Origin of the sequence: Aestuariimicrobium ganziense (assembly GCF_015352975.1) — a bacterium.
GTDB lineage: Bacteria > Actinomycetota > Actinomycetes > Propionibacteriales > Propionibacteriaceae > Aestuariimicrobium > Aestuariimicrobium ganziense.
On the sequence record NZ_JACYIZ010000002.1, the window covers coordinates 116,523 to 136,034 of the forward strand.

Genomic DNA, 19,512 nt, shown 5'->3' on the forward strand with positions numbered 1-19,512 from the left:
GCACTCAGTTGCGGAACTCGGGGCTGTGCCGGTGCTGGCCGTGCTGGGCCTGGCGCTGCTGGGCGTTCCACACCGGTGTGGGCGGGGGCACCATGGCCAGGATGCGCTCGACCACCTGCGCGGGCTGGATGTTGTCGGCCACGGCGTCGAAGCCGAGCACCAGGCGGTGGGCCATCACGTCCTTGGCGACAGCCTGCACGTCGGTGGGCAGCACGTAGTCGCGGCCGTGGATCAGGGCGAGCGCCCGGGCGGCCGAGACCAGGCCGAGGGTGGCGCGCGGGGAGTTGCCGATCTGGATGACCGAGGTGAGGTCGGGCATGCCGAACTCACCGGGGGTGCGGGTGGCCAGCACCAGGCGGACGATGTACTCGGCGACCAGGTTGTGCACGAACACGTTCGAGGCCATGTCCTGCAGCGCGATCACCACGTCGGGGTTGAGCACCGGCTGCGCTTCCGGCGGCCGCACGCTCATCCGGCGCAGGATCTCGAACTCCTCGTTGCCGCGCGGGTAGGGCACGTCGACCTTGAGCAGGAAGCGGTCACGCTGGGCCTCGGGCAGCGGGTAGACGCCCTCGGACTCGACCGGGTTCTGGGTGGCGATCACGATGAACGGCTTGTGCGCGGGATAGGTGACGCCGGCGATCGAGACCTGCTTCTCGGCCATCAGCTCGAGCATGGCCGACTGCACCTTCGCAGGCGCACGGTTGATCTCGTCGGCCAGCACGAAGTTCACGAACACCGGGCCGAGCTCGATGTCGAACTCCTCCTTGGTGGCCGAGTAGATCCGGGTGCCGACGATGTCGGAGGGCACCAGGTCGGGGGTGAACTGCACGCGCGAGAAGGTGCCGCCGACCACGGTGGCGAACGAGCGCACCGCGAGGGTCTTGGCGACGCCGGGCACACCCTCGAGCAGGATGTGGCCCTTGGCCAGCAGGCCGACCATCAGCTGCTCGACCATGTGCTCCTGGCCGACGATGACCCGCTGCACCTGGCCGATCGCCTCACCCAGCAGCCTGGCTGCGTCCTGGGTGGTGGTCGGGGCCTGGGGGTTCGCCGCGGTTGTGCTCACTCGAGTACTCCTGGTCAGGGGCCGGTGGTGTCGCCACCACACGGTGACAGACCTGTTTTCAACCTTAGCGCCCCCGGTGGCCACCGGCCCCGGCGTCGTCGCGCGGTCGGGTGGCGACACTCTTGGTCTGGGCTGGCGATGTGGTGAGATGGACAGTGATGTCCGATCCCACGCCACCAGTTGTGCCGCCGATGGGCGGCCCGGCGGTCTTCCCGGTCCCCCTGACCACCGACGACCCGCCGCGCATCGGTGACTTCTGGTTGGACGCGCGCCTGGTGGCCGGCCCCAGCGGGGTCGGCTACCTGGGCCATGACCCGGACGACACCCCGGTGATGCTGCTGCACCTCAACGACGGTGCTGCCCGCGACGCCGCCGCCCGTGACCGTCTGGCCGGTGAGGTGAACAAGTTGCACCTCGACACCGTCGTCGCCCGCGGTGGGCAGGGTCAGGACGAGGGGCGACTGGCGGCCCTGTACCGCAGCGAGGACGACGACCCGGTGGGGCCGGACGCGCAGCCGTTGGCCCCGTGGGTGGCCCTGGCCTACGACGGGTCGCCGGCCGCGGTGGCCGAGGCGGAGCGGATCCTGCGTGAGGTCGACCTGTCGCGGTTGGGTCCGCTGGGTGCGCCGAAGGGCCCTGCCTACGAGATGCACTGGTACACCTCGACCAAGCCGGGCACCAGCCGGTTGTGGCCCTTGCCGTGGCCGGGACGAAGGGACCGGGCGGGGTGGGTGACCATCCTCGCCTCCGGAGTGCTGATGATCCTGATGACGTTGGTCGCGCTGCTGATCGTCGTCCTGATCTTCCAGAACAGTCCACCGCAGCCACCGCCCCCGCCGGTGCCGACCGACGGCAGCGGGACTCCCCCGCCCAGCCAGCAGTCACAGAGCCAGAGCCAATCCCAGAGCCAGTCGCAGTCTCAGAGCCAGAGCCAATCCCAGAGCCAGTCGCAGTCTCAGAGCCAGAGCCAATCCCAGAGCCAATCCCAGAGCCAGTCGCAGTCTCAGAGCCCGAGCCCGTCACAGAGTGGTTCTGAGTCCGAGAGCCCGTCTCCCAGCGATGGGGACGCCTCGCCGACGAAGACGCCCAGCATGGAGAGCCCCGACCCGTCGGGCACCGACTCGGGCGGTGGAGGCTCGCCCACACCCAACCGGAGGTTGTGATGGCACGTCCCCGGCTGCTGGCCACCGACCTCGACGGCACCTTCCTCGACAGTCGGGGCCGGATCTCGTCCGAGAACGAGGCCGCCTTCCGTCGTGCGGCCGACGAGGGTGTCCACCTGGTGGTGGCCACCGGGCGTCCGTGGCGGTGGTTGAGCGTGCTCGAACCGTTGCACGACCTCGACCTGCACGTGCTGGCGAGCAATGGTGCGGTCCGCTACGACCTCGCCGACGACAGGGTGACCAGCCACGATCCGATGGACGTCGAGGTGATCCGTGAGGTGGTCGACGACCTGCGCGGGGCGGTACCGGGACTGGGTTTCGCCCTGGAGCACGTCGACGGCTGGTCGTGCGACGAGGCCTACACCGTCGACCACCACGAGGTGGAGCCGGTGCCCTTCGTCGGCCCGATCGAGGAAGGGCTGCAACGAGCGCCCGCGGTGAAGCTGCTGGTGCGCAGCCAGACCATCGCCAGCGACGCCCTCGCCGACCTGATCACGCCGGTGGTCGGTGACCGGCTGAACCCGACCTGGTCGTTCGTGGTGGCCAAGGGCCTGATCGAGATCAGCAGCCCCGGCATCAGCAAGGCCAGTGGGTTGCGCCGACTGATGGACGACCTGTCGGTCTCGCCCGACGACTCGGCGGCCTTCGGTGACATGCCCAACGACATCGCGATGCTGCAGATGGTGGGCAGGCCCTTCGCGATGGCCAATGCGCACCCCTCGGTGCTCGACCTCGGCTTCCCGGTGGCCGGCCACCACGACGAGTCGGGGGTGGGCAGGACGGTCCAGGCCCTGCTCGACTAGGCTGCCCGACTGGGGGCGTTAGCTCAGCAGGTCAGAGCAGAGGACTCATAATCCTTCGGTCGCGGGTTCGAGCCCCGCACGCCCCACCAACTCCCGCTGGGAAAGCGTGTTCCGCGCCACTCCGTGGGAGGTCTCGCCCAAAGCCGTGGGGTCCGTTACGGTCGGGTGGATGAACGGTCACTACATCCCCAGTTCGCCCTGCACCGACGGCTGCACCTACTGCCAGCTGCTCAAGGAGTCACCGCAGGTGCCCTGAGCCGCTCCGGCACGACGCCGTGCCAACGTGAACGAACGCTCAGAAACGGCCGATCCGCCGCGCGGCGGAGCCCACTGCTGTGGCAGGCTAGTCGGAGCGTGCGACACGCTCCACAGACCACCCACTTCTGCCAGGGGAACACACCATGAAGCACTCGGTCCTCATCGTCGGTTACGGCACGATGGGCATCGTCCACACCAAGAAGCTCTCGGCCATGCCGGACGTCACCGTCAAGGGAGCGGTCGACATCGACCCGCGGGCCCTTGACGAGGTGCGCGCCGCTGGAATGGTGGCCTACGAGAGCCTGGAAGAGGGTCTGGCCGACCCCGAGATCGACCTGGTGGTCATCTCGACCCCCAACGAGGCCCACAAGCCGATCGCCCTGGCCGCGCTGGCTGCCGGCAAGAACGTGATGACCGAGAAGCCGGCCATGCTCGACTCGGCCGAACTGGAAGAGGTCATCGAGGCTGCCAAGGCGTCCGGCAAGGTCTTCACCGTGCACCAGAACCGTCGCTGGGACGAGGACTACCTGGTGATGAAGAAGCTCTACGACGAGCAGACCATGGGCCCGGTGACCTACATCGAGTCGCGGATCGACGGTTCGCGCGGCATCCCCGGTGACTGGCGTCGCGATCCCGAGCGCGGCGGTGGCATGGTGCTGGACTGGGGCGTGCACCTGGTCGACCGCCTGCTGCTGATGGTGCCCTCGCCCGTGACCCGGGTGTTCGCCCGCTACTCCTACGCCAAGGGCCTGCCCGTCGAGGACGGCTTCCGCATCCAGATGTCGTACGCCAATGGCGTCGAGGCGCTCGCCGTGTGCACCACCAACAACTTCATCGGCCTGCCCAAGTTCCACATGGAGGCCGTGCACGGCACCGCCCAGATCGAGGACTGGCAGATGAACGGCAAGATCGTGCGCCTGTTCGACAAGGAGAACGACGCCGACGCCACGCCGATCCTGGCCGGCCAGGGCATGACCAAGACCATGGCCCCCCGCCTGATCGACTACGCCGAGCGCGCCAAGGTGCAGGACAACGTCGAGATCCTGTCGATCCCGCGCATCGAGACCGGCATGGACGAGTTCTACGACAACCTGATCGCCTCGATCGAGGGGCGCGAGGAGCCGGTCGTCCAGGTCGACAGCGTGCTGCGCTGCCTGCGCGTGCTCGAGGCCGCCCGCCAGTCGCACGAGACCGGCGAGGCGATCGCCTTCGAGTCCGCCGACTGACCCACTGCGCAGAAACACCGACTGTGGCCCGTCCCTGAGGGACGGGCCACATTTCGTTACTTCTCTCAGGACAAGGGTCACGTGTGTCGTGACAACCGGAAACCCTCGCTTGACGTGTCATGGACAAACGTCGCCCAGCCCGGTCGGGCTGCGAGGAGAGAAGGCCCGCCATGCGTCCGGTCAAAGTCTGTGCCCGCGTGCTCGTCGCGCTGGCCATCGCCCTCACCGGCCTGGGGTTCGCCCCAGCGAACATCGCCCACGCCTACGACCAACTGCGTGGCGCCAACACCTCGTCGCGCATCGTGCTCAGCTATGACGACTGCCCGAACTCGCTGGCCGCCTTCAAGGCCACCGTGCTCGCCGCCGAGAGCCTCGACATCGGTCTGGCGCTGTTCCCGACCGGTCAGTGCCTGGTGCAGGGCAGGTTCGACGCCGCGTTCGCCCGCGCCCACGGTCACCACGTCTTCAACCACTCCGTCACCCACCCCGACCTGCGCACCCTGAGCTACTCACGCATCCTCACCGAGCTGAGCGCACCAGGTGTGGTGACCAGCTACGGTCGTCCCCCGTTCGGGGCACTGAACTCGACCGTGACAGCGGCCTATGCCGCCAAGGGCATGAAGATCTGGCTGTGGAACCTCGACACCCTGGACTGGCAGAGCAAGTCACAGGCGAGCGTGGTCAACCACGTCGTGGCGAACGCTCGGGCCGGCGACACGGTGCTGATGCACATGCAGTGGAACGCCTTCAACGGTACCGCCCTCGGCCAGATGAAGTCAGGACTGGCTGCCCGGGGGCTGGGGGTCTGCCGCAACTACGTGGGCACCGCTCCGGTGGCCCCTGCGAGCATGAACTGCAACCCGACGGCCGCCCCGCCTGCCGCTCCCGCCGCCCGACTGCTGTCGGTCAACACCGCCGGCCAGTTGGTGCGCCACCCGTTCACGAGTGCTCGAACCTTGGGGACCCCGATCACGGTCGGCAGCGGATGGCACCGCATGACCTGGATCGGCCAGGTGCCCGACCTCGACGGCGATCGGCGCCCCGACGTGCTGGCCCGCCGCGACGACGGGACGCTGTGGCGCTACCTGAGCACGAGCACCAATGGTCTGGGCCACGCCACGCAGGTGGGCCATGGATGGAACTCGATGTCACTGATGACGGTCATGCCCGATGCCGACCGAGACGGTGCACCGGAACTCATCGCCCGGTCCAGTGATGGGTCCCTCCACCGGTACCGGATCAACCCGAGCAGCGTGTGGAAGGAGGCGCGGATCGGCAGCGGCTGGGGCAGTGTCACCCACCTGACCTGGATCGGTGACCACGACCGCAACGGCACCCCTGACCTCGGGGCGATCATGACCGATGGTGCGCTGCGCCGCTACGGGTTCAACACCTCGGGGTCGATCTCGAGCAGCGTGCAGATCGGACGAGGCTGGTCGGGCACCGAAGCCCTGGTCGGCATCGACATCAACGGCGACGGCGCGATCGACCTGGTCCGCAAGACCTCCAGCGGCGCCCTGACCGGCTACCAGAACAGTTCAGGCAGGTGGCAGGGTCCGTGGACCGTGGGTTCGGGGACAGCCATGCGGCTGCTGGCATGAGGACGCCACCCTGTGACCGGCTCGGGTTAGTCTGGCCGGGTGATCGAGTTCGCTGTCGTCACCGTGTCGGACCGTGCGTCGTCCGGCGTCTACGAGGATCGCTCGGGTCCGGCTGCCGTGGCTGCCCTCACCGAGGCAGGCCACCGGGTGGTGCACACCGCCGTGGTGCCCGACGACACCACCCAGATCCAGCAGGCCGTGGCGCAGGCACTCAGCTCTGGGGCCAGGGTGGTGCTGACCACCGGCGGCACCGGCATCACCCGCCGCGACGTCACCCCGACAGCGGTCGAACAGATGTGCCAGGTGCTGGTGCCGGGGATCTGTGAGGAGATCCGGCGTCGTTCGGTGCCGACCGTGCCGACGGCCATGCTGTCGCGGTCCGTGGCCGGCGTGGTCGAGGTGGAGGCCCGCCGCGCGTTCGTGCTGACCTGTCCCGGCTCGACCGGTGGGGTGCGTGACTCGATCGCGGTGCTGCTCGAGGTGGCCGACCACCTGGTCGCCCAGTTGGACGATGGCGACCACCCCACCCCGCCGGACGGCTCAGTCGGCAGGCCTGGTCCAGTCCCCCGACCGACCGCCTGACTTCGCCACCACGCGACAGTCGACGATCCTCGCGCCGCGGTCTCGTCCCTTGACCATGTCGACCACAGCGAGGGCTGCCACCGTCACCGCGGTCAGCGCCTCCATCTCGACGCCGGTACGGTCGGCGGTGCTCACCTCGGCCTCGATCAGCACACCGTCATCGACCACCTCGAGGTCGACCCGGACGCCGTGAACGCCGATGACGTGGGCCAGCGGCAGCAGGTCGGGCACCTTCTTGGCCGCTGCGATGCCAGCGATCCGGGCGACCGCGAGCACGTCACCCTTGGGCATCGACTCGTCACGCAGGGCCGCCACCACCTCGGCGCTGACCGCGACGCGCCCACGGGCAGTGGCGCGTCGCACCGTCGGCTGCTTGGCCGTGACATCAACCATGCGGGCCTGACCCCGCTCGTCAAGGTGGGTGAACTCACTCATTGCTGCCCCCTCACGTCGATGACCTCGACCTCGTCGCCCTCGCCGACCATGTCGACCTCGGCGTCGACCACGGCCAGCACCTCGGCCCGGTGCAGGGCTGCCACCAGGTGCGATCCCGAGCCGAGCCGATGGGCGGGGTGCACACGGCCGTCCTGGACGACCGCCGGCAGGTACTGGCGTCGTGCCGGCGGGGTGCGCCAGGCCTCTCCCGCCGGCAGGCGACGGGTGGGCAGGTCGGTGGGTCGTCCCGCCATGACGGCCAACAGCGGACGGACGAACAGCCAGGCCGACACGAACACGCTCACCGGGTTGCCGGGCAGTGCCAGCATCGCCACGGTGCGACCGGCGACGTCGACGGTGCCCGCCCCCTGGGGCTTGCCGGGCTGCATCGCCACCTCGCTGAACTCCACCGTGCCGGCGGTCACCTCGCGCACCACCTCGAAGGCGCCAGCGCTGACGCCACCGGTGGTGACCACCAGGTCGACCTCAGGCCCCTGCCGGAGCGCCCCAGCGAATCCCTCGAGGTCGTCGGTCACCCGGTCGACGGCCACGACCTCGGCCCCGAACTGCTCGAGCAGACCGGCCAGCAGCAGTCCGTTGGAGTCAGGGATCATGCCCGGCGACAGGTCAGCACCGGGATCGACCAGTTCACTGCCCGACGAGATCACCCAGACCCGGGGTCTGGGCACCACACTCAGAGTGCCGTGCCCCACGCTGACCGCCGACGACAGCAGCGCCGGGGTGACCAGGCTACCGGCCCGTGCCACCAGGTCACCCGGGGCGGTGTCGTCGCCGGCCCGGCGCAGGAAGCGACCCGGCTCGGTGGACGCCCGCACCTCGACCCGGTCGGGCAGGGCGGCCGCACCGCGCGGCTGGTCGGTGTCCTCGACCGGGACGATGGCATCCGCGCCGGAGGGCATCGGTGCACCGGTCATGATCCGCACCGCGGTTCCCGGTGCCACGGCCACCTCGACTGCTGGACCCGCGGGCTGGTCGCCGACCACCGCCAACACGACCGGGGCGTCCGGACTGGCCCCGGCGACGTCGGCAGCGCGCACCGCGTAGCCGTCCATCGAGGAGTTGTCGAAGGCGGGCACGGCGAGTCGTGCCGTCAGGTCGTCGGCGAGCACGAGGCCCAGGCATGCCCTGCCTGATGCCTGCACCGGGGCCAGGCGGCGCCCCTGTGACAGCACGGCCGTCAGGTGTTCCTCCACGGTCCTCATCGGCCCACCCTCACCTCGATCACGTCGTAACGGCTGCGGGCCCCGTCGATCAGCAGCAGTCGCCCGATCAGAGGGTCACCCCACCCGGTGACCAGCTTGATCACCTCGGTGGCCTGGGCGGTGCCGACCTGGCCCACCACCGAGCCCAGCACCCCGAGTTCCACGGCACGTGGGTAGTCCTCGGGTGCTGGCTCCTCGGGCACGAGGTCGCGCAGGTGGATCGGCTCGGTGCGCTCGGAGGCGATCCCGAAGACGCTGCACTGTCCCTGGGTCGAGACCGCGGTCGCCCAGACCAGGGGCACCCCGGTGCGTTGAGCGGCGTCGCTGAGCACGTACTTCGCGGCGAAGGTGTCGGTGCAGTCGACCACCAGGTCGTGGCGGACGAACAACTCGTCACACGCCTGCGGGTCGAGCATCGTGGTGATCGCCTCGAACGTGACGTCGGGGTTGAGCAGTCGCAGCCGCTCGACGGCCGAGAGCGCCTTGTTGTGGCCGAGTTCGTGGTGCAGCACCTGGCGTTGCATGTTCTTCAACTCGACCGCATCACCGTCGGCGATCGTGATCGCCCCGATCCCTGCGGCGGTCAGGTACGGCAGCACGGCCGAACCCAGGCCCCCGGCTCCGACCACCAGCACCCGCGCGTTGAGCAGGCGGCGCTGCCCCAGCTCGCCGATGCCGGGCACGTCGATGTTGCGCTGGTAGCGCTCGCGCTGCAGCTCGGTCAGCGCCGGACCGGCTTCGACCAAGGAAATGGTCACGGGCAGTTGCTCCACTCGTCGGTGCCGTCGGTGAAGACCTGGCGCTTCCACACCGGCAGTTCCTGCTTGATCCGGTCGACCAGGGCCGAGGCGGTGGCGAAGGCCTCAGCCCGGTGGGACGAGGTGACGGCCAGGCTGAGCGCGACGTCGCCCACCTCGAGATGCCCCACGCGGTGCACCACCGCGAGGGCATGCACCCCGTCGGCCTCGGCGAACTCGTGGGACACCCGGGCCACCACGTCAGCCGCACTGGGATGGCCGACGTACTCGATCGAGGTCACCGCTCGTCCGTGGTCGTGGTTGCGCACCACGCCGCTGAACGTCACGGTGGCGCCACCTCGGGCATCTGCCACGGCCGCGACCACAGCAGCTTCGTCAATGGGTTCGCTGGACACTGTCGCCAGCTCGATCCGGGTCACCGGGCTGAGACTACCTGCTTGGAGTCGGCGCCTGGACTCGCCCACCATGGGCGAGCACGCGATCATCCTGGCCGGCGGCCGATCGAACAGGATGGGTACCGACAAGACCATGCTGGTACTGCGGGGACGCACCCTGCTGAGCGTGCCGTGGTGGCCAGCGCCGATCGGGAGCGTGTGGTCGTGGTGGGACCCGACTCCCCCATCGACATGGGCCGAGACGTCGAGTTCGTGCTCGAGGACCCGCCCTTCGGTGGCCCGGTGGCGGCCGTGGCTGCTGGGGTGGCCGCCCTGGACGATGCCGACCCCGAGGGCACCGTGCTGGTGCTGGCCTGTGACCTGCCGCAGGTCGCGGAGGTCGTCGAGTTGCTGTCGTCGGCCGATCTGGGCGCCGACGGGGTGGTGCTGGTCGATGACCGCGACCAGCCCCAATACCTTGCCGGGCGCTACCGACTGGCTGCGCTCCGTCATCGACTGGGCAATCTGGCCGACGCCGACGGCAACGGCGGACGACCTGCTGCGTCGTGTCATGGCTGCCGCGGCGACCCATCCGCCGAAGTAGCGTGGGCGGCATGCGCGTCCTGGTCATCGGTGGCACCGGTCACATCGGCACCTACCTCGTCCCCTCACTCGTGCGAGCCGGCCACGAGACGGTGGTGATCTCGCGAGGGCAGCGTTCGCCCTACCATCTGGACCCAGCTTGGGACGACGTCGAGATGATCACCTGCGATCGTGAAGCGGCAGAGGCCGACGGCAGCTTCGCCGGGGTGGTCAGCGCCACCCGGCCCGAAGCGGTCGTCGACCTGACCTGCTTCAGTCCGCAACAGGCCGAGCACTTGGTGTCAGCCCTGGACGGCCAGCACCTCATCCACACCGGCACGATCTGGTCGTACGGGCCGAGCGAACTCGTCCCGACCCGCGAGGACGCCCCCAAGCACCCGTTCGGTGACTACGGCACCAACAAGCTGTCCATCGAGCGCTACCTCGGTGAGCAGCACCGGGTGCCCTTCTCGGTGGTGCACCCGGGCCACATCAGTGCCCCGGGGTGGCTGCCGATCGGCCCGGCCGGCAACTTCGACGAGACCGTGATCACCCAGCTGCGCGACGACGGCAGTTGCGTCCTGCCCGACCGCGGCGGTGAGACCCTGCACCACGTGCACGCCGACGACGTGGCCGGACTCCATCAGGCCTGCCTGGAGAACCCCCAACAGGCGGCGGGCGAGAGCTTCAACAGCGTCTGCACCGAGGCCCTCACGCTGCGTGGGTATGCGCACCTGGTCGCGCGCCACTTCGGCCACGAGCCCAAGGTGTCGTACCTGCCCTGGGACGAGTTCGCGGCCCGCGTCGGCGACAAGCACGCGGGAGTCAGCATGGAGCACATCTCGCGCTCACCGCTGTTCTCGATGGACAAGGCGCGCGACGTGCTCGGCTTCGTGCCCAGGCACAGCATCACCGCCACCGTGCTCGAGGCGATCGACGCGTTCCTGGAGACCGGGCGACGCTGAGCTCAGCCCCCGGCGAACGGCGGCAGCACGTCGACCTGTGCGGTGTCTGCGACGGCCTGCCCGCGATTGATCACCCGGACCCCGTCGGCGAGCAGCGCCGAGACCCGCAACACCTTGGCCAGGTGCTCGTTGCCGTCGGCGAGCTGCGACTCGAGGTCGGCGAAGGTCGCGTCGTCGGCGAGCTCGATGCTGCGCTGGTCGACGCCTGCGGCCGCTGCGGCCCCGGCGAAGAATCGGACGATCATGGCTGACTCCTCGTCTCTCATCCGCCGATGGCGCTCATCGGGCGGTCGGGCTGGTGGAAGCCCGGCAGGTCGATGCCGTGCCCGGGACCCTTGGTGAGATGGCTGCCTCGCCAGGCCAGGGCCAGCTCGTCGTCGGTGGCGCCGCGTCGCAGCAGGCCGCGCAGGTCGGTCTCGACTTGGCTGAACAGGCAGTTGCGCACCTGTCCGTCGCTGGTGATCCGGGTGCGGTCGCAGCTGCCGCAGAACGGGGCGCTGACGCTGGCGATCACGCCGATGATCCCGCCGGGAGTCTGCTCGGTGGGATGCACCTGCCAGAGCTCGGCCGGGGCCGCCCCGCGCGGCTCGTCCAACGGGGTGAGTGTGAAGTGCTCGCCCAGCGCTTCGAGGATTTCGGCGGCGGTGACCATCTGGCGCCGGTCCCAGGAGTGCTTCGGGCCCAGTGGCATCTGCTCGATGTAGCGCAGTTGGTAGCCGCGTTCGAGGGCGAAGGTGGCCAGCGGGACGATGTCGTCGGTGTTGACCTCACGCATGATCACGGCGTTGACCTTGATCGGGGTCAGCCCGGCCTGTTCGACCGCCCGCAACGAAGCGAGCACGTCGGGCAGTCGGTCGCGACGGGTCAGTGCTGCGTAACGCTGCCGGTCGAGTGAGTCCAGTGAGACGTTGACCCGGTCGAGGCCGGCAGCGACCAGGCCCGACAGCCGCTTGTCGAGCCCCAGGCCGTTGGTGGTCAGGGTGATCTCCGGTGGGCGGCCCTCGTGGGTGACCAACTGGTGGGCGCCTGCGACCAGGCGTTCGAGCGAGGCCCGCAGCAGCGGCTCTCCCCCGGTGAATCGCAGCTTGCGCACACCCAGTCGTTCGACCGCCACAGCGAGCAGCCGCAGCACCTCGTCATCGGTCAGGGTCTGCTCGTCCGGCAGCCATGGCAGGCCCTCGGCGGGCATGCAGTAGCTGCAGCGCAGGTTGCAGCGGTCAGTCAGCGACACGCGCAGGTCGCGGGCTGTTCTACCGAACGAGTCGGTCAACAGCCCGGTCTCGGTGTCCACCTCGCTCGCCGGCATGCGGGCCACTGTAGTCGAAGCCCTTGAAGGGTCCGTGACACACTGGTGGGGTGAGTGTCGACGGGGCTGGCCACGGACTGGGACCCACCAAGGCCAGGGTGATGGAGGTCCTGCTGACCGATGGCGTCCCGGTGGACTGCGAGACCGTTGCCGAGCGGGTCGGCCTGCACACCAACAGCGCCCGCTTCCACCTGGACGGCCTGATCGCCGCCGGATTCGTGCAGAAGTCGTTCGAGAAACGGGTCGGCAAGGGTCGTCCCCGCGCGCTCTACATGGCCACGCAGCAGGCTCCGCAGGTGAGCGAGGCGCACTGGTCGTCGCTGACCAGGGCGATGATCATCCACCTGGTCAACCAGCAGCCTGATCCGCTGACCAAGGCCAAGTCGGCCGGACGACGCTGGGGCGAGTCGATCGCGGTGGGGTCGAGGAAGGGTCAGGAGGCCATGGTCGGCCTCGCCGACCACCTCAAGCGAGCCGGATTCGCGAGCACCGTCGACACCGACGACAAGCGGGTGATGTTCACCCACTGTGCCTTCCAGACCTGGGACAGTGCCGAGCAGGACCCCGTCTGCATGATGCACCTGGCCATGATCGAGGGCTACCTGGAGGCGGCGGATGCGCCGCTGGAGGTCGAGGTGCTCACCAGGCAACCGAGGATCTGCGTCGCGAAGTTGCGGCAGCGGACGGCCGGCCACGATGCGCCGCTGACCTGAGCCTGTGGCTCCCCCACCTGGACTCGAACCAGGAACACACGGATTAACAGTCCGATGCTCTGCCAATTGAGCTATGGGGGATGAACTCCCTCGCGGGAGCACTACGAGAAGTTAGCAGATCCCGACTCAGAACCCGTAATCGGCCCGGAGCCTGGCGGTCGTGTCGAGGACGAACTCGCGTACCTGGGGATCGGAGAGCTTCGCTCCCCCCTGCGTGACCGCCTGCCAGACCGGCTCCTGGTCGCCACGACCCGGGACGAGGCTGCGCCGCCCGGCGATCATCACCCGTCCGCCGCCAGGGGCGTCGTAGGTCTGCTGGATGATGATCGAGGCGTTCACCCGCTCCTGGAAGGTCTCTGGCACCCGACCCGGCTCGCTGAGCTCGACCCGGTCGCGACTCTGGTCGGCGAGCCGCCACTCCAGCCGGCCTCGCTCGGCCCGCCAGCCACCGCTCTGGACGAGGTGCCACTCGATGATGGTCCAGTGCCCGTCGCGTTGCACAGCCAGGGCCTCGACCAGCGTCAACACCTCGACGCCGGGACCAGTTCCGCGCGCCAACACGCGGGGCCTGCGACCCAGATGGGTGGCCAGGTCGTCGGTCAGCGCCGTCGGGGGCTTGGAGCGAAAGAGTCTCACCCGGCCATTGTGGCCCAGCGGCGGGCGCGCTCGACTGCCTGACGCTCCAGCCTGCGCACCGAACTGACGCTGGTCCCCAGGTCGTCGGCGACCTGGGGCGCCGGGGTGGGCTCGACCCCGTGGCGGCGAAGCAGCACGTCACGCTCGCTGGGGCTCAACCGTTCGAACCAGGCGGGCAGCACCTGGCTCAGGCAGTGCTCGACGTCCTCCTCTGCGGCCGGGTCAACCATCTCGGGAACCGCCCCGTAGCGCGACAGCTCATTGCGTTCACGACGTTGGGCCTTGGTGGTCGCCTCGAGCTGCCAGCCGATCCAGCGCCACGCATGGGTCGAGAGCCTCGTTCCCCGGGTGTGGTCCCAGCGCATCAGGGCCTGAGCGAGCGCCACCTGCGCGTCCTGCCCCAGGTCGTCGAGGCTGCCTCCGAAGCGGCGGTGGGCGCGTCTGGCCAGCCACCACGCCAGCCGGACGTTCGCCTGCCACAGTCGCTGCCAGGCCAGCTCGCCACAGGCGGCCAGGGCCTGCAGCTCCGCGTCGGTGGCCTCGACGTCGTGGGGCGTGGTGTCGTCCAGCAGAGCACGGGCGAACAGGCCGGCCTCGATCTCGATGGCCAGGTCGATCTCCTGCTGGGCGGTCAAGGTGTCGGTGTCCATGCACGACAGCCAACTGGGGCGTCGGCTCGTGGGTCACGGGTTCACAGGCCGCGGGCAACACCCGGGCAACACCGGCTCAGTCCAGTGGCCCGATGGACTGGTGCTGCAGCGCCTTGCGCTGGGTCTCGAGGGTGAGCAGCGTCGAGAACATCTGGTTGTACTCGCTGGTGTGCTCGACCGGGTTGGTGCGCTGCAGCCTCGACTTGAGTTGGGCGATGTCGTGGGTGACCCGCAGCAGCCGCAACCGGGCAGCGTGGGCGTCGGCGTAGTGCTCGTCCGGTTCGCGCAACAGCGACTCGACCAGCAACTCGGTCTCGAGTCCGCGCACCTGGTCGTCGGTGGTGAGTTGGCGCACCCCCTCGGCCCACCGCTGGCTGCCGTCGAACGGGTGGGCCAGGATCGCCTCGAACACCGCGCGGTAGGCCGGGTGAGAGAAGTCGTCGGGACGCACCTGGTTCCAGTCAGCGGTGAACAGCGTGGGGTGCTGCAGCATCAGCTTCAGGGTCGAACGCTCCACGAGCAGCCCGCGGTCATTGGGATCGGGCAACGCGATGCCACTGACCAGCGCGGGGGCGTCGTCATCGTCGGGTGGTGGGGCCACGGCGCGGGCCTGCACCGGCTCGCTGATCCTGCGACGACCGACCCGCTGCACCTCGGCGCGCACCTCGTCCACGTCCATGCCCAGCATCGAGGCGAGTTCGCGCACGTAGCCGCTGACCAGCGAGGTGTCGCGGATGCTGCTGATCAGCGGGGCGGCCTGCCGCAGCGCGGCCAGGCGACCGTCGACCCGGTCGAGGTCGTGGCCGTCGAGCACGTTGCCCATCACGAAGCGGTACAGCGGCACCCGTCGTCCGACCAGTTCGCGGACGGCGGCATCGCCGTGCTGCAGGCGCAGGTCGCAGGGGTCGAGGCCGTTGGGCTCGACCGCCACGTAGGTCTGGGCGATGAAGTTCTGGTCGCCGGAGAAGACCTTGAGGGCCGCCTTCTGACCGGCCTCGTCGCCGTCGAAGGTGAAGACCACCTCGCCGTTGAAGGCGTCGTGGTTGCCCATCAGGCGTTGCAGCAACCGGGCGTGGTCGTCGCCGAAGGCGGTGCCGCAGCTGGCCACCGCGGTGTCGATGCCGGCCAGGTGGGCCGCCATCACGTCGGTGTAGCCCTCGACCACCACCGCCTGGGACTTGCGTCCGATCGGCTGACGGGCCAGGTCGAGCCCGTAGAGGACGGTCGACTTCTTGTAGACCGGCGTCTCGGGGGTGTTGACGTACTTGGCCGGCATCCGGTCGTCGTCGTGCAGCCGCCGGGCGCCGAACCCGAGGGTGGAGTTGGCAGCGTCTCGGATCGGCCACAGCAGCCGGCCCTGGAAGAAGTCGTAGCCGGCCTCGCGCACCAGGCCCGCCTTGACCAGCAGGTCGTCGCGGAAGCCGGCACGGTTGAGGTGGTGGCGCAGTTCTCGTCCCCCACGTGGGGCGTAGCCGACGCCGAAGTGTTCGGAGGCGGTGCGGTCGAAACCTCGTCCGTCGAGGAACTGGCGCGCGGCCAGCGCGTCCGGGCTCATCAGCTGGGCGGCGAAGTACTCGGCGGCAGCGGCGTTGGCGTCCAGGATGCGGCTGCGCAGCCCTGGCTCGATGCGCGGGCCGGTGCCGTCGTCACTGATCCGCAGTTGGACGCCAGCTCGGTCGGCCAGTTGCTGCACGGCCTCGACGAAGCTGAGGTTGCCGATCTTCTGCAGGAAGCTGATGGCGTCGCCGCCCTCGCCACAGCCGAAGCAGTGGAAGTACCCGCGCGACGGTGTCACGTGGAAGCTGGGGGTCTTCTCGTCGTGGAAGGGACACAGGCCCTTCAGCGATCCCCCACCGGCGGGGCGCAGGTGCACATGGGCCGAGACCACGTCGTCGATCCGGGTGCGTTCACGGACCAGCGCGATGTCGTCGTCGTTGATCCGCCCGGCCATGGCCGTGAGTCTACTGAGCCGTCCCCAGCCAGGAGCACACCTCGACCTGCAGCCTCGCCTCGGTGATCGAGTCGTGCCGGAACGTGCCCTCGGGGCCCGTGCTGTAGCAGTAGCCCAGCGGACTTCGCCAGGTGTGGCGGCCCGGGTGGGGCATCTCGAGGGCCCACTGCTGGCGGGTCTTGGCGCGATGGGGGCGTCTTGACAGCGGGGTCAGCCTGTCGCTCGCGGTCTGGCCCGGTGGGCCCGTGTGCCGGTACTCCGGTGACGTGGTCGAGGTCGCACGCTCCAGCCCGACGAACCCCGAAGGGGAAGGCGTCGTGGGTGGTGCGGGTGGTCACCGCCCGGCGGATGCGGTCGGGGATCTCGTAGCTGTCGACCGCGAGGGTGTCGTTGAGGTCGACGACCGGCCGGACGACGACCTTGGAGTTGGCCAGCAGCGCGGTCAGCTCGGCGGTCACGACCGGTCCGAGGCCGTCGATGCGTGCCACGGTGCCTTCAGGCTGCTTGGCAGCCTCAGGCGAGAGGTGCACGACCAGGGTCGCGGTGTCGGCACCGCGGCGGGCGGGTTCGCCGTCGTGCAGGAACGCGGCGGCACGCAGAGCCCTTTGACCAGCGACATCACCCGTCCGAACGGCAGGCGCTCGACGTGCGGGGTGATCTGCCGGTCGACCCACCGGGCCGCATCGAGGTCGAGGCAGGCGGCCGAGGTGGCCATGGTGATCCTGTCGGCCTGCCACAGGCGCACCCGACCTGCCCGCACCTGGGCCAGGAGCTCGGGGTGACGGTGGACGAGGTCGAGGGCTCGCCAGAGCTTGGAGGCGGCCGCCTCGGGAGAGATGCCCAGGATCGCGCCCAGTTCGAGGCACAGGAACTCCGAGACGCCGGGCGTCCCGTCGGAACCGGAGCGCACGACCTGCTCCATCAGTGGCCCGAAGTCATCGCTGTCGACCCGGTCGTACAGCCCGCACAGTCGGATGGTGGCCTCGAGTTGGGCGATCTCGGCCTTGGTCTGGGCAGCGACGGCGTCGCGCAGCGCGGTGAACTCGGCCCGGCGCAGGTCGTCACGCGACTGCTCCTGGACTGCTCCACCACTCTCGTTCATGTGTTCTATTCCAGTGGCTGTCAACTCCGTTTGACAAGGAGAGACGAGACATTCCTTCAACTCTGTGACATCTGTCACTCACGTCACAACTCCATGCGTTCCAGGGGTGCCAACTTGGGCCGCGGAGCCTCCCGCGAGGGCCTCCAGAGACGCCGCCGCGACGACGTGTTCAGCGCGGCGCTAGATTCACCTGCGTGAACATCGAACCGACCTGGCAGCTCGCGGTGGCGCTGGTCGTCCTGGTGGCGATCGCGGTCGCGATGTCGGGCGTGGGTGGCCTTCGGCTGGGACGGTCCCTGCTGGTCGCGGCCGTGCGTGCACTGCTGCAACTGGCCGCCGTGGCCGGCATCGTGGTCGCAGCCATCGGACACCTGTGGAGCGCGGCGCTGTTCGCCCTGGCGATGTTCGTCATCGGGGTCTGGACCACCACCGGACGCACCGGCACCCGCCGGGCCTGGCCATGGGTGGTGGTGGCGATGGCCGCGGGGGTGCTGCCGGTCCTGGCAGTGATCTTCGGGCTGGGTGTGGTCCCGCTGAACGGGGCGGCGCTGATCCCGCTCGCCGGCATCATCACCGGCAACGTGATGACCGCCCACACCCTGACCGGGCGCCGGTTGTTCGACGAACTGCGCAGCAACGTCCCGACCTACGAGGCCGGGTTGTCGATCGGACTCCTTCGTCGCGACGCGATCGCCGAGGTGACCTCCCCGCGGATCGCCGAGGCACTCTACCCCGCGCTCGACCAGACTCGCACCGTTGGCCTGGTCACCCTGCCGGGAGCGTTCATCGGCGTGCTGCTGGGCGGTGGCACTCCCCTGCAGGCCGGAGCGGCCCAGGTGCTGGTGCTGATCTCGGTGCTGTGCGCGCAGACCATCACGATCGTGGTCGCGCACCTGTTCGTCCGGCAGGCCCGGTTGTTGCCGGACGACCTGACGGACAGGCTTCGTCCCTAGGCGCCTCGTCCGATGCCCTTGGGCAGACGGGTCTCGACCCAGCCCAGCCTGGCGGCGGCCTGTTCGAAGGCGAACCGGTCGGTCATGCCGGCCACATAGGTGACCGCCCCGCGGGTGAGGTCGGCATGACGGTACTCCTCGGGCATCTGGTCGGGGTTTCGCCGGTAGTACTCGACCAGGTCCTGAAGCACCTCGACCACCGCGTGCGACTGCGCCACCGACTCCGGCCGGGTGTAGATCCGCTCGTAGTTGAACGCCCGCAGCCGCCCCAGGGCAGCGGCGGTGTCGGCGTCCATGCCCACGGTGCCGGTCTCACAGGTGGTCGTGACCACGGCCTTGATGAAGCTCGCCAACTGCGGACGACGGCTTCGTCCGACCACCTCGGTGATCTCGGGCGGCAGGTCGGCGGGGTGCACGATCCCGGCGTGGATGGCGTCCTCGAGGTCGTGGGCACAGTAGGCGATCCGGTCCGACCACGACACGATCTCGCCCTCCAGCGTGCTCGGCGCCGGACGAGACCAGGAGTGGTTGCGCACACCGTCAAGGGTCTGGGAACACAGGTTCAGGCTGGTCAGCACGACATCAGCCCCCCAAGGGCCGTGGTCGTAGCCCTCGGGCAGGAAGGCATCGAAGGCGTCCTCGGAGGCGTGACCTCCGGGGCCGTGCCCGCAGTCGTGGCCCAGCGCGATCGCCTCGGCGAGGGTCACGTTGGCCCCGACTCCGCGCGCGATCGAGGTCGCCACCTGCGCCACCTCCAGCGCGTGGGTGAGACGGGTGCGCTGGTGGTCTCGTGGATAGACCACGACCTGGGTCTTGCCGGCCAGCCGCCGGAAGGCGGTGGAGTGGATGATGCGGTCGCGATCACGCTCGAAGCAGGTGCGCTCGGGGTCGGGCTCCTCGGGAATGGCCCGGTCGCCGGCGCCAACCGCCAGCGAAGCACCCTCGCGCAACGAGGCGTGTTCGATCTGCTCGCGCTGCTCGCGGTTGATCGGTGGACCACCCACGAGCCGGGCATGGGTGTCGGAGTGTGCGGTCACCACGTCGTCGCCGTGGCCCTGGTGGGTCGAGGCCCAGGCCTTCGCGCGCGGCAGCGGCTCTGGGCTCGTCGCCTCGTTCACCCGACCCTCCAATCGTGGTCCAACCCTGTCATCAGGCATGCTAG

At 69.5% G+C, this 19,512-nt stretch carries 21 protein-coding genes, 2 tRNA genes and 1 pseudogene; 11 read left to right on the forward strand and 13 right to left on the reverse strand.

The genetic code is table 11. From position 1 onward, the window contains the following. Positions 1-4: 4 nt before the first annotated feature. Positions 5-1,069, reverse strand: coding sequence for an AAA family ATPase (locus IE660_RS04165; protein ID WP_407928991.1), 1,065 nt, complete (start codon positions 1,067-1,069; stop codon positions 5-7). 155 nt (positions 1,070-1,224) lie between these two features. On the opposite strand from IE660_RS04165, the gene IE660_RS04170 reads away from it, so the two are divergent. The 6 genes from IE660_RS04170 to IE660_RS04195 all read left to right on the forward strand — a co-directional run bounded on the left by IE660_RS04170 (position 1,225) and on the right by IE660_RS04195 (position 6,702). Next, the gene (locus IE660_RS04170; RefSeq protein WP_407928996.1) at positions 1,225-2,232 is read left to right on the forward strand and encodes a hypothetical protein; all 1,008 of its coding nucleotides are present in this window, start codon (positions 1,225-1,227) and stop codon (positions 2,230-2,232) included. Continuing rightward, positions 2,232-3,035, forward strand: a complete 804-nt coding sequence (locus IE660_RS04175; protein ID WP_203567094.1) for an HAD family hydrolase — start codon at positions 2,232-2,234, stop codon at positions 3,033-3,035. The genes IE660_RS04170 and IE660_RS04175 overlap by 1 nt, the downstream gene beginning before the upstream one ends. 12 nt (positions 3,036-3,047) lie before the next feature. Continuing rightward, positions 3,048-3,124 (forward strand) — tRNA-Ile (locus IE660_RS04180). A 312-nt stretch (positions 3,125-3,436) separates the two neighbouring features. Beyond that, positions 3,437-4,519: a Gfo/Idh/MocA family protein gene (locus IE660_RS04185; protein ID WP_203567095.1), complete on the forward strand. Its 1,083-nt coding sequence runs from the start codon at positions 3,437-3,439 to the stop codon at positions 4,517-4,519. Between the two features lie 170 nt (positions 4,520-4,689). Continuing rightward, the gene (locus tag IE660_RS04190; protein ID WP_203567096.1) at positions 4,690-6,120 is read left to right on the forward strand and encodes an FG-GAP-like repeat-containing protein; all 1,431 of its coding nucleotides are present in this window, start codon (positions 4,690-4,692) and stop codon (positions 6,118-6,120) included. 39 nt (positions 6,121-6,159) lie between these two features. After that, positions 6,160-6,702, forward strand: coding sequence for a MogA/MoaB family molybdenum cofactor biosynthesis protein (locus IE660_RS04195; RefSeq protein ID WP_203567097.1), 543 nt, complete (start codon positions 6,160-6,162; stop codon positions 6,700-6,702). On the opposite strand, the gene moaC is transcribed toward IE660_RS04195, so the two are convergent. From moaC to IE660_RS04215, 4 genes are read right to left on the reverse strand one after another with little or no spacing between them, the layout of a single operon-like run. Next, positions 6,661-7,137: a cyclic pyranopterin monophosphate synthase MoaC gene (gene moaC / locus IE660_RS04200; RefSeq protein WP_203567098.1), complete on the reverse strand. Its 477-nt coding sequence runs from the start codon at positions 7,135-7,137 to the stop codon at positions 6,661-6,663. The genes IE660_RS04195 and moaC overlap by 42 nt on opposite strands. Beyond that, on the reverse strand, positions 7,134-8,360 hold the full coding sequence (locus IE660_RS04205; protein ID WP_203567099.1) for a molybdopterin molybdotransferase MoeA: 1,227 nt from the start codon (positions 8,358-8,360) through the stop codon (positions 7,134-7,136). Before IE660_RS04205 ends, moaC begins: the two co-directional genes overlap by 4 nt. Next, entirely contained in the window at positions 8,357-9,118 is a 762-nt protein-coding gene (locus IE660_RS04210; protein WP_203567100.1) for a HesA/MoeB/ThiF family protein, read from the reverse strand. The genes IE660_RS04205 and IE660_RS04210 overlap by 4 nt, the downstream gene beginning before the upstream one ends. Then, positions 9,115-9,537, reverse strand: a complete 423-nt coding sequence (locus IE660_RS04215) for a molybdenum cofactor biosynthesis protein MoaE (protein WP_328701831.1) — start codon at positions 9,535-9,537, stop codon at positions 9,115-9,117. The genes IE660_RS04210 and IE660_RS04215 overlap by 4 nt, the downstream gene beginning before the upstream one ends. 46 nt (positions 9,538-9,583) lie before the next feature. Here IE660_RS04215 and IE660_RS16520 point away from each other — a divergent pair. From IE660_RS16520 to IE660_RS04230, 3 genes and pseudogenes are all read left to right on the forward strand, one after another. Next, positions 9,584-9,667: pseudogene (locus tag IE660_RS16520) on the forward strand (NTP transferase domain-containing protein); the annotation flags it as partial. A 20-nt stretch (positions 9,668-9,687) separates the two neighbouring features. Next, the gene (locus IE660_RS04225; RefSeq protein WP_203567101.1) at positions 9,688-10,194 is read left to right on the forward strand and encodes an NTP transferase domain-containing protein; all 507 of its coding nucleotides are present in this window, start codon (positions 9,688-9,690) and stop codon (positions 10,192-10,194) included. Further along, positions 10,107-11,039, forward strand: a complete 933-nt coding sequence (locus IE660_RS04230; protein ID WP_203567102.1) for an NAD-dependent epimerase/dehydratase family protein — start codon at positions 10,107-10,109, stop codon at positions 11,037-11,039. The genes IE660_RS04225 and IE660_RS04230 overlap by 88 nt, the downstream gene beginning before the upstream one ends. A 2-nt stretch (positions 11,040-11,041) precedes the next feature. Here IE660_RS04230 and IE660_RS04235 read toward each other — a convergent pair whose 3' ends face one another. Further along, positions 11,042-11,284: a MoaD/ThiS family protein gene (locus IE660_RS04235; RefSeq protein WP_203567103.1), complete on the reverse strand. Its 243-nt coding sequence runs from the start codon at positions 11,282-11,284 to the stop codon at positions 11,042-11,044. Positions 11,285-11,301: 17 nt separating this feature from the next. Then, positions 11,302-12,345 carry a GTP 3',8-cyclase MoaA gene (moaA, locus tag IE660_RS04240; protein WP_203567104.1) on the reverse strand — a complete coding sequence of 348 codons (1,044 nt, stop codon included), beginning with the start codon at positions 12,343-12,345 and terminating at the stop codon, positions 11,302-11,304. A gap of 50 nt (positions 12,346-12,395) precedes the next feature. Here moaA and IE660_RS04245 point away from each other — a divergent pair, with 50 nt between their 5' ends. Further along, entirely contained in the window at positions 12,396-13,058 is a 663-nt protein-coding gene (locus IE660_RS04245) for a helix-turn-helix transcriptional regulator (protein ID WP_203567105.1), read from the forward strand. 5 nt (positions 13,059-13,063) lie between these two features. Here the strand turns inward: IE660_RS04245 and IE660_RS04250 are convergent. The 5 genes from IE660_RS04250 to IE660_RS04270 form a co-directional block, all read right to left on the reverse strand. Continuing rightward, positions 13,064-13,139, reverse strand: a tRNA-Asn gene (locus IE660_RS04250). Between the two features lie 45 nt (positions 13,140-13,184). Continuing rightward, a complete protein-coding gene (locus tag IE660_RS04255; protein ID WP_203567106.1) occupies positions 13,185-13,694 on the reverse strand; it encodes a hypothetical protein in 510 nt (169 codons plus the stop codon). Next, positions 13,691-14,344 carry a sigma-70 family RNA polymerase sigma factor gene (locus IE660_RS04260; RefSeq protein WP_203567107.1) on the reverse strand — a complete coding sequence of 218 codons (654 nt, stop codon included), beginning with the start codon at positions 14,342-14,344 and terminating at the stop codon, positions 13,691-13,693. Before IE660_RS04260 ends, IE660_RS04255 begins: the two co-directional genes overlap by 4 nt. Positions 14,345-14,420: 76 nt before the next feature. Further along, positions 14,421-16,295 carry a DNA primase gene (dnaG, locus tag IE660_RS04265; RefSeq protein ID WP_203567108.1) on the reverse strand — a complete coding sequence of 625 codons (1,875 nt, stop codon included), beginning with the start codon at positions 16,293-16,295 and terminating at the stop codon, positions 14,421-14,423. Between the two features lie 454 nt (positions 16,296-16,749). Next, positions 16,750-17,397, reverse strand: coding sequence for a hypothetical protein (locus IE660_RS04270; RefSeq protein ID WP_203567109.1), 648 nt, complete (start codon positions 17,395-17,397; stop codon positions 16,750-16,752). A 194-nt stretch (positions 17,398-17,591) separates the two neighbouring features. On the opposite strand from IE660_RS04270, the gene IE660_RS04275 reads away from it, so the two are divergent. Continuing rightward, positions 17,592-18,350 carry an ABC transporter permease gene (locus tag IE660_RS04275; protein ID WP_203567110.1) on the forward strand — a complete coding sequence of 253 codons (759 nt, stop codon included), beginning with the start codon at positions 17,592-17,594 and terminating at the stop codon, positions 18,348-18,350. Here IE660_RS04275 and IE660_RS04280 read toward each other — a convergent pair. Then, entirely contained in the window at positions 18,347-19,468 is a 1,122-nt protein-coding gene (locus IE660_RS04280; RefSeq protein WP_407928992.1) for an HD domain-containing protein, read from the reverse strand. The two genes, IE660_RS04275 and IE660_RS04280, sit on opposite strands and share 4 nt — an antisense overlap. Between the last annotated feature and the right edge of the window lie 44 nt (positions 19,469-19,512).